The 12,886-nt window shown below is 43.9% G+C and carries 17 protein-coding genes and 1 tRNA gene; 8 read left to right on the top strand and 10 right to left on the bottom strand.

All coding sequences use genetic code 11. The annotated features are described in order from the left end of the window. Positions 1-2: 2 nt before the first annotated feature. The 4 genes from K7B07_RS02885 to K7B07_RS02870 form a co-directional block, all read right to left on the bottom strand. The gene (locus K7B07_RS02885) at positions 3-230 is read right to left on the bottom strand and encodes a hypothetical protein (protein WP_223707274.1); all 228 of its coding nucleotides are present in this window, start codon (positions 228-230) and stop codon (positions 3-5) included. A 40-nt stretch (positions 231-270) separates the two neighbouring features. Further along, on the bottom strand, positions 271-861 hold the full coding sequence (locus K7B07_RS02880) for a TetR/AcrR family transcriptional regulator (protein ID WP_223707272.1): 591 nt from the start codon (positions 859-861) through the stop codon (positions 271-273). 88 nt (positions 862-949) lie between these two features. After that, a complete protein-coding gene (locus K7B07_RS02875; RefSeq protein ID WP_223707270.1) occupies positions 950-1,570 on the bottom strand; it encodes an FMN-dependent NADH-azoreductase in 621 nt (206 codons plus the stop codon). Between the two features lie 61 nt (positions 1,571-1,631). Next, entirely contained in the window at positions 1,632-2,204 is a 573-nt protein-coding gene (locus K7B07_RS02870; RefSeq protein ID WP_223707269.1) for a Crp/Fnr family transcriptional regulator, read from the bottom strand. Positions 2,205-2,885: 681 nt separating this feature from the next. Here K7B07_RS02870 and K7B07_RS02865 point away from each other — a divergent pair. After that, on the top strand, positions 2,886-3,773 hold the full coding sequence (locus tag K7B07_RS02865) for a helix-turn-helix domain-containing protein (RefSeq protein ID WP_223707267.1): 888 nt from the start codon (positions 2,886-2,888) through the stop codon (positions 3,771-3,773). A 455-nt stretch (positions 3,774-4,228) separates the two neighbouring features. Then, positions 4,229-4,492, top strand: coding sequence for a hypothetical protein (locus tag K7B07_RS02860; RefSeq protein ID WP_223707265.1), 264 nt, complete (start codon positions 4,229-4,231; stop codon positions 4,490-4,492). A 68-nt stretch (positions 4,493-4,560) separates the two neighbouring features. On the opposite strand, the gene K7B07_RS02855 is transcribed toward K7B07_RS02860, so the two are convergent. Further along, positions 4,561-5,190 (bottom strand): NAD(P)-dependent oxidoreductase, encoded by a 630-nt coding sequence (locus K7B07_RS02855; RefSeq protein WP_223707263.1) that lies wholly within the window; start codon positions 5,188-5,190, stop codon positions 4,561-4,563. 66 nt (positions 5,191-5,256) lie between these two features. Further along, positions 5,257-6,033 (bottom strand): helix-turn-helix domain-containing protein, encoded by a 777-nt coding sequence (locus K7B07_RS02850; RefSeq protein ID WP_223707261.1) that lies wholly within the window; start codon positions 6,031-6,033, stop codon positions 5,257-5,259. Between the two features lie 681 nt (positions 6,034-6,714). Here K7B07_RS02850 and K7B07_RS02845 point away from each other — a divergent pair. Beyond that, entirely contained in the window at positions 6,715-7,236 is a 522-nt protein-coding gene (locus tag K7B07_RS02845; protein WP_223707260.1) for a hypothetical protein, read from the top strand. A gap of 43 nt (positions 7,237-7,279) precedes the next feature. Then, the gene (locus K7B07_RS02840) at positions 7,280-7,825 is read left to right on the top strand and encodes an SMI1/KNR4 family protein (protein WP_223707258.1); all 546 of its coding nucleotides are present in this window, start codon (positions 7,280-7,282) and stop codon (positions 7,823-7,825) included. 135 nt (positions 7,826-7,960) lie between these two features. Here the strand turns inward: K7B07_RS02840 and K7B07_RS02835 are convergent, their stop codons facing one another. Beyond that, on the bottom strand, positions 7,961-8,062 hold the full coding sequence (locus K7B07_RS02835) for a helix-turn-helix domain-containing protein (protein ID WP_223707257.1): 102 nt from the start codon (positions 8,060-8,062) through the stop codon (positions 7,961-7,963). 138 nt (positions 8,063-8,200) lie between these two features. On the opposite strand from K7B07_RS02835, the gene K7B07_RS02830 reads away from it, so the two are divergent. Both K7B07_RS02830 and K7B07_RS02825 read left to right on the top strand, forming a co-directional pair. Continuing rightward, on the top strand, positions 8,201-8,620 hold the full coding sequence (locus tag K7B07_RS02830; RefSeq protein ID WP_223707255.1) for a contact-dependent growth inhibition system immunity protein: 420 nt from the start codon (positions 8,201-8,203) through the stop codon (positions 8,618-8,620). A gap of 266 nt (positions 8,621-8,886) precedes the next feature. Then, positions 8,887-8,974: transfer RNA gene (locus K7B07_RS02825), tRNA-Ser, on the top strand. Between the two features lie 81 nt (positions 8,975-9,055). Here K7B07_RS02825 and K7B07_RS02820 read toward each other — a convergent pair. After that, positions 9,056-10,189, bottom strand: coding sequence for an FAD-dependent oxidoreductase (locus tag K7B07_RS02820; RefSeq protein ID WP_223707254.1), 1,134 nt, complete (start codon positions 10,187-10,189; stop codon positions 9,056-9,058). A gap of 92 nt (positions 10,190-10,281) precedes the next feature. On the opposite strand from K7B07_RS02820, the gene K7B07_RS02815 reads away from it, so the two are divergent. Both K7B07_RS02815 and K7B07_RS02810 read left to right on the top strand, forming a co-directional pair. Continuing rightward, a complete protein-coding gene (locus K7B07_RS02815) occupies positions 10,282-11,235 on the top strand; it encodes a helix-turn-helix transcriptional regulator (protein ID WP_223707252.1) in 954 nt (317 codons plus the stop codon). A 25-nt stretch (positions 11,236-11,260) separates the two neighbouring features. Further along, positions 11,261-11,449: a hypothetical protein gene (locus tag K7B07_RS02810; RefSeq protein WP_223707250.1), complete on the top strand. Its 189-nt coding sequence runs from the start codon at positions 11,261-11,263 to the stop codon at positions 11,447-11,449. A gap of 318 nt (positions 11,450-11,767) precedes the next feature. Here K7B07_RS02810 and K7B07_RS02805 read toward each other — a convergent pair whose 3' ends face one another. Both K7B07_RS02805 and K7B07_RS02800 read right to left on the bottom strand, forming a co-directional pair. After that, the gene (locus K7B07_RS02805) at positions 11,768-12,259 is read right to left on the bottom strand and encodes a MarR family winged helix-turn-helix transcriptional regulator (RefSeq protein WP_223707248.1); all 492 of its coding nucleotides are present in this window, start codon (positions 12,257-12,259) and stop codon (positions 11,768-11,770) included. A gap of 11 nt (positions 12,260-12,270) precedes the next feature. Then, on the bottom strand, positions 12,271-12,753 hold the full coding sequence (locus K7B07_RS02800) for a GNAT family N-acetyltransferase (RefSeq protein ID WP_223707246.1): 483 nt from the start codon (positions 12,751-12,753) through the stop codon (positions 12,271-12,273). Between the last annotated feature and the right edge of the window lie 133 nt (positions 12,754-12,886).

Below are 12,886 nucleotides of genomic sequence, written 5' to 3'. Positions count from 1 at the left end.
AGTCATGCTTCCAGTTCGGCACAGTAATAGCCGCTGGCTGTAATAAGGTTGGTGATCAGCGCCGGCTCCGGTTGTAGCGATACTACCCGCAGCACACGGTCCACATCTTCCATGTCAATGCTCCACTGGCGGATATACGGCTGCTCATCCAGTACCAATGCTGCATTTTTCCTGTCCCGTACTGTAGCGATATTGGTTTTGAAAATCAGAATATGGTATACCGGTTCCATTTTTATAAGCAAGCGCTCATTTATTAAATAAGAAAAAAAATTATTTTGTAAATGCCTTTATTACACACTCGAACGTTTCTTTCATTAATTTTTCTGTAAATCTGAATTTCCGCCCGTTGAGGCTCTGCCCTTCATTGTGAAATTTGATCAGTGAATACAATGGTGCAAAGGCCACCGACCAGTATACCTCCAGCGGCATGCGGCTGATCTCGCCGCGCTTTACGGCGTTCTCTACATAGCTGCCCATGGTTGTATGAAATTCACGGCTGATGGTTTGTAACATTTTCTCCCGGTAGGTGGAATTACGCAACTGCTCAAAAAAAGCGGCGGATTGGTGATTGTTGAGGGCATAAGCGGCGCGGTTCTTCCATTGCACCCATAGTCCCTCACGGAATGACATCGCAGGGTCAAAGTCCCTTAGGGTGGCCCGGGTCATTTTCAACGCCTCTTCCTTGCTGATGCTGGTGAGCAGGTCTTCCTTATCCTTATAATAAATATAAATGGTAGCCGGTGATACTCCTGCAGCCTTTGCCAGCCGGTTGATGCCGAAGTTTTCCAGTCCGTCGGCGGCCACCATTGCAATAGCCGAATCCCGGATCGCCTGAATCTTATTTTCATCTCGGTAACGCATGCTGCTGCAAAAATAAGTGAGCGATCATTCATTTTAAAATTTATTTTTCCCAGCTTGTTTTTACGCATTACCGGATCACAGACAAACCTTATTCAATGCAACTGATGCGTTTGAAGACCGCCTGCCTGGAATGCTCAAACTTCAGGCCGCCATACTCTTCATTGTCCAATGAAAGTGTTGTAACATCATGAACCCCCATGATACCAAAGATAAAATGCAGATAAGTGGTTTGAAAATTCATATGTGCGTTCTTTTCGTTTTCACCATATCCTGCATCACCCCTGCTTGAAAGGATGAATAATTTCTTATTTTCCAGCAATCCGACGTAATCCCCGTCCGGTTTGCCGGAACGGAACCTCCAGGTTTCATTGATCCGCATGACCTGGTCGATGTATGATTTTAAGCCGCTGGGTATGGACCAGTTATACATGGGCGTTCCGATTACAATGATATCGTTTTCTTTCAGCTCTTTTACCAGTTCGTTGCTAAGTTGCAGCGCTGCCTGGTTGGTGCTGGTTTTATCCTCCGGTTTTGTAAATGCGCCTGCAATCCATTGTTCGGTGATGGGTGGAATCGTTCCGGTTTCCCTGTAGGTAAACAGATCGCGAGGATGTTTTTCAGACCAGTTTTCGACAAAAAGTTGTGTCAGTTTCCGGCTGTGTGACCTTTCTCCCCGGGCGCTTGCGTTAATGATCAGGACTTTTTTCATTTGCTGTAACTATTCTTTCAGCAAAAATCAGCAGGGAAAAAATAAAAAATATTGATCTGGTTCAACGCGAATTGTTTTTTCTGCGGATCCTGCTTAGGAATTCAGCGGAAATTCCCAGGTAAGAAGCAATGAGGTACTGAGGGATCCTGCCCGGGAACTCGGGGTAGGTTGCCAGGAAATCAGCGTAACGTTGCCTGGCTGTATGCGCATTGTTAAAAACAATTCTTCGTTGCAGGGCAGCTGTATATCCTTCCAGGATGATCCGGAAATATCTTTCAAGGACAGGTATTGCGGCCAGTAATTTTTGAAAGGAGCGGTGATCGATTTGCAGCAGCGTTGTTTTTTTTAATGCCTGAATATCGTAAATAGACGGTTGCTGATTGCGGAAGCTTTCAATATCTGTAGCCCACCAGCCTTCTATTGCAAAATAGAGGATCTCCGTTGCGCCCGTCTCTGCATTGATATAAAAAGCTTTTAGTGCACCGGAAACAACATAGTTGTCAGTGCGGCAGATCGCCCCGTTGCGCAGCAGGTAATCGCCTTTTTCCAGGGTTTTAGGCGTCCAGAAAGTAGAAAAAAGGGCTTGCTCTTCAGGGGTGAGCCGGACATGTTTTAAGATATTGCTGATGAGCATTTTTTTGCTGTTGCTTTATATTGTTATTATAACGCCGCTGTCTTATGCGGACAGGACAGCGTTAAACGACCGGTGATCCGCAAGGCTGTAATAACGTGTTATGTTGATTTTTCGGCGTCTGTTCCGCCGGTTATCCGGCCATTTTTAAGCCTGATCCGGCAACGCAAATGTATAACAGAATATCCGGTTACCGGGAAGGGCTTTTAACAGCGAGGATCTATCGGATGCCGCTGTTGAATTGCAGAACAGGATCGATCTGTAAGGATGAAAGCTGCTGAAGAGCAAGGGCCGGTTCATGAAGAATGACCGGGAACGATATGATTTCATATAAAAGATTCACTGTTTACACAAATGTTTGACAAAGACGCACCGGCAAATATTGTGTACTATTGTAGAATAACTATTTCTACTTGATGAACAAACATCAAGACAACAGGAATGATTTTTTAGCCGGATCGTTGAACAGCAGAATTGTCAGAATAGCGTTTTCCGATCCAACCTATTCTTACCGGGTGGTAAGAAGTGCCAGATATACTTTAAACAGTACTACACGTTTTCGATAATTTATCGTGACTGGTAACCGTATGCTGAACCAGTTCATCTGTAAGAGGAACAGACTTTAATTAAACCTGTGTAAATCATTCGTTGAAACTATTTAAAACAAACTGAGAACAGCGCTTTATGGAAGCCCCGCAGAATCATTCGGTCACTACTATTGAAACATTGCAAAAAGAAAATGAGATCAAAGATGATATTGCTTTTAAACGGGTTGAAGGAGCCAGCCGGGTTGAAAATTTCAGAGCTCCGGATTGTTATGTGATCCTGTTATTTGAAAAGTGCAGCGGACTCCATTCCATCGATTTCAGGGAGTATGCAGAACGGGATCTGCAGGTACACATTTCATTCCCCGGACAGATTCATTCCTGGAATACCAATGCCGATACTTCCGGGTATAAGCTCTATATCAGCAAACGGCTGATGGATACCTTTATACGGTTTGAGACACATCTGTCGCAGGGCCGGCCCAATGGTTTTCCGGTACTGGACCTCAATGAAAAAACCTTTGCGAAGCTAAAGAGTGAATTTATCGCCATCGAGCGCGACCTTAATTCCCGCTCATCCGATACGCCGTTGTCCATCATCATTACAAGAGCGCAGTTGATTGTACTGATGGTAAGTCATCTGATAGAAGTGCGGAAAGGAGAAGAGATGAGGCAGGCGCGGGTGAACCCCGTCGTGCTGAAATTCCAGGCGCTTATCGAAAACAATTATATGCGGCGGCGGAGCGTAAATTATTATGCGGATCAGCTGACGGTCAGTTCCAACTATCTGAACATCCTCTGCCGGAAATATTATAAACTTTCGGCAAAGGAAGTGATCATGAAACGGGTTTTCCTGGAAGCCAAACGGTTGCTTTGGGGTACGAACATGTCGATCAAGGAAATTACTTTTAAACTGGGATTTTCTGATCAGGCTCATTTTAGCAGTTTTATCAAAAGAATAACCGGCCTCACTCCCAAGACCTATAAGAATTCCGTTTTTTTTTCTGCCAGGGTAAACAGTAGTTAGGAATGCAGGTTTATTAAAGCCTGTCATCGAAAAACAGCAGATGCCTGCGGCTGACAGGGGCTGAAGTGGACGGCCTGGTTGATCGCATATGACCTGGCTGCTTTATAGCTGTGCCGGAATCCTGTATTTGTTGCAATAAAAAAATCCCCGGAGGGATTTTCTTATTTAGTATAAAACCCAAGGTTGTTGATCCTGCAGGGGTTAATAATAATTGCAAATCTATAAACTATACCCGGTAGCTCCAAGCCAATTGTTTGCGGATTTCCACTCTTTTCTTTATTGAATTATTCTTCCTGCCGGATAACAGGGCATATCCAGTGACTGTTTGAAAGTAGCAAAAACTATAAGATTTTATGCATTTCGTTATTAAAAAAATGACAGTAAAACCGAATCTCTTTGATCCGTTGTATTTTAGGCCAGAGATGCTTGATTTTTTCCTAAACCAAAATTCTACTATGAAGTATATGCTGACGGGGGCAGGTCTTCTCCTGGATGTATGCTGTATCCTGTTGTTGTGTAATACCTTCCGGCTGGATCATGTCGGTATCCGGTCCGGTCAGCAATTGGGAGTGATCTTCCTTATTATCATTATTGTTATCGGATCCATGATTTTTTTCTACCTGGGCAGAAGATCACTACCGGGAATCCTGCTTTTTATAATCAATCTTGTTTTCCTCTTATTATTTATTCTTTTCATCGGGATCGTGGTCTGGTGCTGAATGCCGCAGGCATCGGTACCGCCATGCATTACATAACCACCATGCAGCGCTTGAGCGGGCAGCGGTGGTTAGTTGGAAATGCTTACCGCCTTTCTGGAATTCTCCGGAGTGGCATTTAGCTCCGATAAAATATAGTAAGCGATGTCTGCCGTGGCGATCTTCAGGCGGAGGCCTTTCTCTGCCGGACCAAAACCCGTCCTGAAACTTCCGGTCACCGGGCCTTTTGCAAAAGCGCTGGGTCGGACGATGGTCCATTGCAGGTTGCTGCTCATCACCGCCTCCTCCTGTAATACATGGTCATAATAAGCGTCCTTTAAGAGCCAGCCAAACATGATATGGCGCCATAAAAAATTAAGGTTGCCACGGCTGCTGCCACATCCCAGTGTTGTCTGACAGATCAGGCGCCCGGCTTTCTTTTCCTCCATTGCTTTAATAATATTACGGGTGCCGGCGGAACGCGTGTTCCCGTGTTTCCCGTTTCCAAGTGTGTTGACAACGATCGCATCCGGATCCAACGCGTTCAATACATCGGCATAGTTCAATACATCGCCTTCAAAAACAGAAAGGTATTCGCTTTGGAATGATGCAAGCCGGGAGGCGTTCCTGGTAAATGCTTTTACATGGATTTTTTTTGCGATTGCCTGTTCGATCAGTTGTTGTCCCACGGAGCCGGTTGCTCCAAAAATAATGAGTTGCATAGTTGTTTATTTTAAAACAAAATTACCTGACCATACGGGTGTGAAATTGGATAAAAACGACAATCGCTACAACAGGATCGGCTGCATATGTATCAGTGCCCTGGGTGTTTTGCCGCTGTATTTTTTAATGATCCGGATAAAATGCGACTGGTCATTGAAACCGTTCTCCAGTGCCACGTGGGTAAGGGCGCCCAGGTCCTTTCCGCCCATGTCCGCTACGCTGTTCTGGAACTGGATGATCAGGGCAAATTGCTTTGGAGTGATACCGACACGTGTCAGGAACTGCCGCTGGAAGGTGCGCTCTGTGAGATAAGCTTCCGCGCTGGCATCTTTGATCTTTACATTACCATTGCGATCAATAATATATTTTATGGCCTGCAGCAACTGGTGGTTTATAGCGTGCGTGGAATTTCCGTAGTGCAGCAGGAAATCATTAATAATATCGGTCTGCTGTTCCGGTTGCGCAGCCTCCTTTAACCGGAGAAAGGCGGCTGGGGAAATAAGATGTTCTAAATTGTAGCAATCGTCATTGATCATTGCCGGGTCCAGTCCGAAAAGATCATAGGCAACCGAAGGGTAGAGCTGGTAGATAAGCATTGTAAAAGGGCTGCCCATCCGCAGCTCAATAGGGGTCAGCGTCTGACCATACAAAAAGAAGGGGGTTAGTTTTTTATTTTTCAGACTGTACAAACCATCACTGGCGGTATGATAAATGATACCGGGATAACCGTCGGGATAAAACGGCAGTATGGTTTGCAAGGCCTCTTTTTCTTCAAAGTGGTACACTTTTTTTATAAAGGACCGGAGTTGCGGTGCCGGGTTATATTCCTGTATACGCAGCATACTGACAATGATTACTAAAAGATTTTTTACGGTAGGGGTTTTTCCGGAACTATTGCCCGACGCCCGGCAGATAAATATACGGCAATTTTCAAAATGGTGCCGGTTGACGATACCGGGGCCTCAGCCTGTCATGAATTTTAATGACGACGACGGGTAACGGGGCGGCTCCGGACCCTGTTTTAAAGCGTGTTGATAATTTTTTCTTGAAAATGCGGTCCGGTGTTGTACATTTACGTCAGAATAAAAGCTAGACTGAAGTATGTAAAACGATAAGACCTGAAAACCGCTGTTTATGAAAGTTGTGAGTCAACCCCGAACCTGCTGAAAAGATGACTTGGCGACCAAAAGGAAATTGCTGAAACAACCTCATAATTGATCACTAATAGCAATATAGAAAACTGCCCAAAGCCACAAAAGAACACAGAGAGAATAGTGAAGTTTGGGAGAGCCAATTAATAAGATTTATTTGTGACTTTGATGATCAGGTATTTTTAGCGCTAGCGGATGAAGGATTTTATCCCTGGCCTAAGCTGGAGTGCCAAAAGTCAGATGTGGTCCCAATTATTGCTGATTAAGTTTTTTTTGAATATTTTATTTTGATTCTGCAATGAATAAAATCGTTTTCGACACTGACCATAATACTTTATTGCAATGTATCGCTTCTGAAGATTAAAAAATGTATTGGCAGAGAAAATGAACCAACTGGACTTGTTTTTTAGAAGAAAGAAATACCCCTATTCAGAATTGCATGATCCCGGTATTTGCTGGTCGCAAATTGCCTTGGCTGTTACATCACGGAAAGGAAGGATAATTAGAGTGCTATTTGATTGGGAATGGGATTTGAGATGCCTCCTTGGTTGGCTAAAAGTAAATAAAATAAATTTATTGGAGCAGGAATGCCCATTAGAGAATATCAACGGTGAGCATTCAATTGCTGCTTTGATTTTTCATTTTTATGATAGTGACGAAGAGTATGACGATGACTTGATAGATAAAATTTTTAATTATCGAGCGGCTCACGGAATAAGATTTGCTTTAAGTGGAACAGATGTGCCAAATATATATTTAGGCAAAAATAATGGAAGACATGAAGTCTCATTTTTTGATGGTGTTATTTCGTGGAGCTATGAAATTGATATGAAAGATTTTTTTAATAAAATAGAAAGTAATCAACAGTTAAGTGAAATTCCAATTGAGGAGTGAAGAATCACCCAAACAAATCAAGGCCCTCTAAAATAGAAAAAAAATGATTCGCAAAGAAGAAAATATTAACAAAAGGAGTTTCCGAGAAGGTAATAATATTGTTATGAAACTGGAGCCTATATTAAAAGAGTTGTCAAAATTTTCCACAGCAATTGCTACAAGCGGCGGAAGCTTGGAAAATACCAAAATAATAGAGTGTGAAAATAGACTTGGATTAATGTTGCCTTTAGATTATAAAGCCTTTCTAAGGGAACATAATGGATTTGATATAATGGGGAATTCCGTTTTTGGCATAGATGATTCTGCCAGTTCGTTAGAGAATGTCTACAAATTTGAGCATTCTGAAGTTGCAAATCCTATGCCCTTATATTTGATCCCTTTTTCGCCGGATGGGCAAGGCAATCACTATTGCTTTGATACGAGATCCAATAATACCGTGTCGTGTGATATCGTGTTTTGGCAGCATGATTATGAATATTCAGAGGGAGATGGCCCCGAGATTGTTAATAACAGTTTTTTAGATTGGTTTCAAGAAGTAATTATTGATTGGACATTAGAGGAATATGACTATAATGGGAATGAAAGATAGCTGCCACCCTGTTTGATTTTTAGAAATATGAAATCAATAACTTGTCTGATGACTGGAACGTGTATTACATTGTCACGACTAATGATACGTGGACATAGAAGTCTTAATAAAGCGCTGAATTTAATTCAGGAAAGATTAGATATTTACTTCAATAGAGGGCGTTACCTTATTACGTTCATATCGTCTGATTACAGGAGCATGCACACCAATGGCTTTAGCCGGTTTAGCTCGCTGCATTAAACAAGGTTATTAATTCAGAAGGTTTGGAGGATGATGCTCTTGAAAAGGCTCAGGATATACGCAGTCAGCTTCAGAATATTACAGATGTATTAAATAGAGCAAGAGAGAAAGCCAGGAAATTGCAAAATTCACAAAATGAAAACCAATAGAAGTATAGAAGAACTTGAAGGAAATGTTTGGAAGAATCGTGAATTTCCGACCGAACTGGTAAAACGAAGTTTTGAACTTCGGAAGATCCCTGTTAATAACCTTGATATAGATGATTTACGATTATTAATTGGTCAGCAAATTGGCTTAAAATATGTTGTGCCATTGGCTTTAAATGTACTCTCTAATGATATTCTCGCGGGAGGTAATTATTATCCGGGCGATCTGCTTAAAAGTGTCTTAGAAATCCCAATGGACTTTTGGGAACTAAATGAGTCAGAGTTAGTCAAGCTCTCTTCCATTCTTAGTACAAAAGTTTTGGAGATTAAAAATTCTAATACTATTGATGACAGCATAAAGGCAATGCTATTACACGGGATAGCTGCCCTAGATATAGCGCAGAATTGAATTAAAGATATTATGATAATACAAGCCCGGCGTGCCGGGCTTCACTATCTCACGGTATAAAAGTGTTTAACTTTATAATCTCAGGAGAAAGCGTTCATAAGGAGGAACAGATGACCCTGTTTATCTTCGGCAATTGCTGGATATCAAATGAGCGCTGCCATTGAAAAGCTCGCCCGGCGGCCGCCTTTACCTGGTCCCGGAAGTGATCCATAAAAAAATCAATCACATTTTTTTGTCATCAATCCGCCAACCCTTACTTTTGCCGCGGAGAGCTGGCAGAGTGGTCGAATGCGGCGGTCTTGAAAACCGTTGACTGTAACAGGTCCGGGGGTTCGAATCCCTCGCTCTCCGCCAAAAAATACTCAAAGAGCACCGGTTTCGGCGCTTTTTTTTCAGCTATACCATTAAACCCTAATTCTCCTTTATCAGCTTCACTTAATGAATAAATTCCCGGAAAGAAAAGCCGGGATGCAGCATGGCCGTTTCATTGGTGCAGGAGGCCAGCTGTGCCTCCCCGGCATAGCGGAACATTTGTTGTTCGTAGTTGCCGACAGCAGCAGTCAGGGTTTTAAAAGTGCCCCCGGTAAGATTATTGGATAGGATCAATGCATCCATCAGCCCTGTATTTACACCCTGGCCTGCAAAAGGCGGCATCAGGTGGGCAGCGTCCCCGATAAGCGTTATGGGCAGGGGCCGGTCTTTCTTCCAGGGTTTTTCCAATGGCAGTTTTCTGATCGGCAGACCCCAGAGGGCTGTTGTGGAACGCAACAACTGGCTGTACCGTTCGTTCCAATGGGCGAAACGGTCAAGCAGCAGCGCGCGGAGGCTGCTGGTATCCTGGAGATCCGGCCCCTGGCCCGGATTCCACTCAGCAGGTTTTTTAAAGATCACACCATAGGTTAATGCACCATTATTATACGGGTTGGCAACGAGTAAATGACCCCCGTGGGCAGTCATCAGCCTGTTGCCGTTGCAAAGTGCGAGAAACTCCGGGCAATTTATTTCAGGCCGGGGTACATCTCCCTGTATGATAAGCGTGCCGGTTTCTTCCGCCGCAGTCTCCGTAACATAACTTCTTATTGCAGATCTTCCGCCATTTGCAACAATGACAAGATCCGCTGTTGTGTGCGTCCCGTTTTCAAAATACAGCAGCCATTTCCCGCTGCGCACTTCCAGCCCTGTACATTTACTGTCCCAGGCAACCGTGCCGGTCTTCAGACTGTCCAGTAATATTTTCCTCAGACTGTTCCTGTTGATTTCGGGATTGTCGTATTGATTTTCGGGGGTCGGTTGTTTCGTGTACAACACCCTTCCCTGTTCATCGGTCATAATAATGCCCATTGGTAATGCGGTGGCGTAGTAATGCTCTAATAATCCGGCCTTTTTCAGGGTTTCCTGACCTGAATTTTTATGCAGGTCGAGTGTGCCGCCCCGGATTCTTGCCGCAGGATCTTTGTCTCTTTCGAAAACGGTTACATCAGCGCCTTGTTGCTGAAGCAGTCTGGCCATGGTTAGTCCGGCCGGTCCGGCACCGATGATGGCTGTTCGTTTATCTTTTAGTAACATCATATTGTGTTTTATTTACAAACACAAAATTGAAAGTCATTTTAGAAATAAAATAACTAAATTAGACTTAAAAATAGTCGTAAAGGACCATTCTTGTGAAAAAGGATAACCCGACCGTTCCCGAAGTGCTGAAATCGCTTGCCCAGTTACTGGGCACTGCTGTCAATGGCCGGCGATTAGAGATCCCGCGCAGATTCGGCCGGGGATATTGTACCGGATTTGTTTTTAACGAGGACATCCGGATGCTCATCAGCAATTACGAGCTGAAGCAGGATGTACATGTTAAAAATGTAGCTGCTAATACTGCTAAAAGAATGTTGGTTTTCAAATTCCGGAATATTTTCCCGCAGAGAGCAATGCCACTCACTGAAAAAGATAGAATGCCGTCTGTTCTCATTGCCACCAGCCGTATAAATACGGATGATGTCATTTCTATTCATACGAACACCGCCACGATCAATATTGAAGTGGATGCCGGCTACCTGAGCAGGCTGTTTGATCCGTCAGACAGGTCACCGCTTTTGCAAAGCCTGTTACAGAATACGCAGCCCTTTCTTTTCGAACAAATGATCTATCCTTCTTTACAGAAAATTGTGGATGAAATGCTGACGGAGCCAATCAATGAATCATTTGAACTGTTTTTTTTGCGGGTAAAAGCAGAAGAGCTGATCTGCCGGTTATTGATGGAACTGGACAAGCGGGATGAAGGACGCCTTTATGCATTGAACACTGAGGACATAGCAACCATATACAGGATAAAAGCACAGCTCCTGGAGCACCTGGAGATACCTCCGGTGATTAAAACACTGGCTGTTGATGCCGGTATGAGCCCGACCAAACTAAAGCGTTTGTTCAAACAGATTTTTGGCAACAGTATTTTTAGTTATTACCAGGAATTCAGAATGAAAGAAGCGGCCCTTTTACTGAGGGAAAAAAAGTATACCGTTTCCGATGTAGGGTACCGGCTGGGCTTTAGCAATCTGAGCCATTTTTCGAGAGTGTTCGAGGCGCATATCGGGATGAAGCCCAAGCAATACTCGATGCTGTAACCGGATTCAGCGGTTTAAAGGCAGTATGGTTTTGGTCCGGCCACGGGAAATAGCGATCGGTGCGGAGCTGCTTTCAATCAGGGTAGCATTTTTATTTATAAATGTAATGAATGGTCAGAAAGATCCATCGCCATCAAAAGTGCCGGTAGCGGAAGTGCAAAAAAAATGGACATACCTTTGGGAGCAGAGCATATCCATTGTGATCAACCCGTAAAAACATCACATTTCTCAAAAGCATTCTTAGCTGGCCTGTTTAACTAGCAACGGCACATTTGCGGACAGAAGCAGGGTACGTAATTTTCTTTACACGCCTGCAATTTTGCAAAGGCAAAGGTAGGGCAATCTTATTATAAGTCAATGTGGTACCGCGTTTTGGCGATCACAGTTGCAGCAGAAATATATAAAATATCGGTCTGACAGCAGGCGGACACATGAAATTTAAAAATCCCTGTTAATCGTTTTGGATTTTTTAATGTTCTTTAGAAATATTTTTAATATATCTAATCGTGCCGGCGGTAATAGCAGCTATGTATTAGCGTGCAGTTCCGGGTCTTTTCATCAGCCTGTGGGCGGCATCAAGCAGTGCGCCCTGTTCGATCCGTTCTTCCACTTCATCAATGGCGCGGAACAGATTATTAGGGGTATCGGTTACCTGTGTTATGGCCTGTACCAGCAGCTCCCACACAGGCTGCATCTGTTCTACAAGCGTTTTTCCCCTGGCTGAGAGGCAGAGCTGCCGTTTCCGGTCGTCGCTGGGATGCTTTTTCGACAATACCAGCTTTTCACGGGTAAGCTCTTTTAACAGGCTGATGGTGGAAGGATGGGTGTAGCCGATCTCCTGGGCCAGTTCCATTACACCCAGTTCCGATTTTTTGTGAAGCGCATAGATCACCGGAAACCATTTCGGATCAAAATCGATACCACAATGCCTGTAAATTTCCGTACCCTGTTTGCGGATGCGCTCGCTCAGACGCTGCAGCCTTGTTGCCAGTGCCAGGATGCCTGCTTCATCAATGCTGTTCATTACAATCTCTTTTAAAGCGAAAGATAATAAAATGTATTGTCTGCCATCATCCGGGGAAAAAAAGAAGGAAGCTCCGCCGGGGTTATTTTCACAAACCCGTTTTTTTCATAAAACCGCTGGGCGGCCTTAAGCGTATCGATCGTACCAAGATAAATCGATCCGATATCCTGCTGCCTGCAGTAGTTGATAAGTGTGGTCAGCAATGCCTGCGCCACCCCGTGCTGTGCCCCGCGATGATCTTTGTGTACAAACATCTTCCTGATAACGCCTGTCCGGTGCCCGGTATGGATCAGTGCGATGGTGCCGATAAGGATATCACCGGCATAGGCCCCCCAGAATTTTCCACCCGGTTGTATATAGAAGGATTCGATGTCCAGGAGGTCGGGCTGGCCTTCGAGCGTAACCGGAACATTAAATTCCACCTGCTGGATGTACAGGATCAGGTCAATGATCTCCCTGCCATGGGTATTGTCCAGTTCTTTAATTATAAACATAAAAAAACAATTGATCCTGCAAATATAAGTAGTTAACTACGTATTTAACTACTTTATTTTTGCCCGGCCGGGAAAACAGGAATGGCCCTGATCTGTTGTTATTTGCAAAAGGCAAGCAAAACGTAAGTATCTT

Source organism: Niabella beijingensis (genome assembly GCF_020034665.1).
Lineage (GTDB): Bacteria > Bacteroidota > Bacteroidia > Chitinophagales > Chitinophagaceae > Niabella > Niabella beijingensis.
Note: the sequence above shows the minus strand (reverse complement) of the source record. Positions and strands in the feature narration are given on the sequence as shown.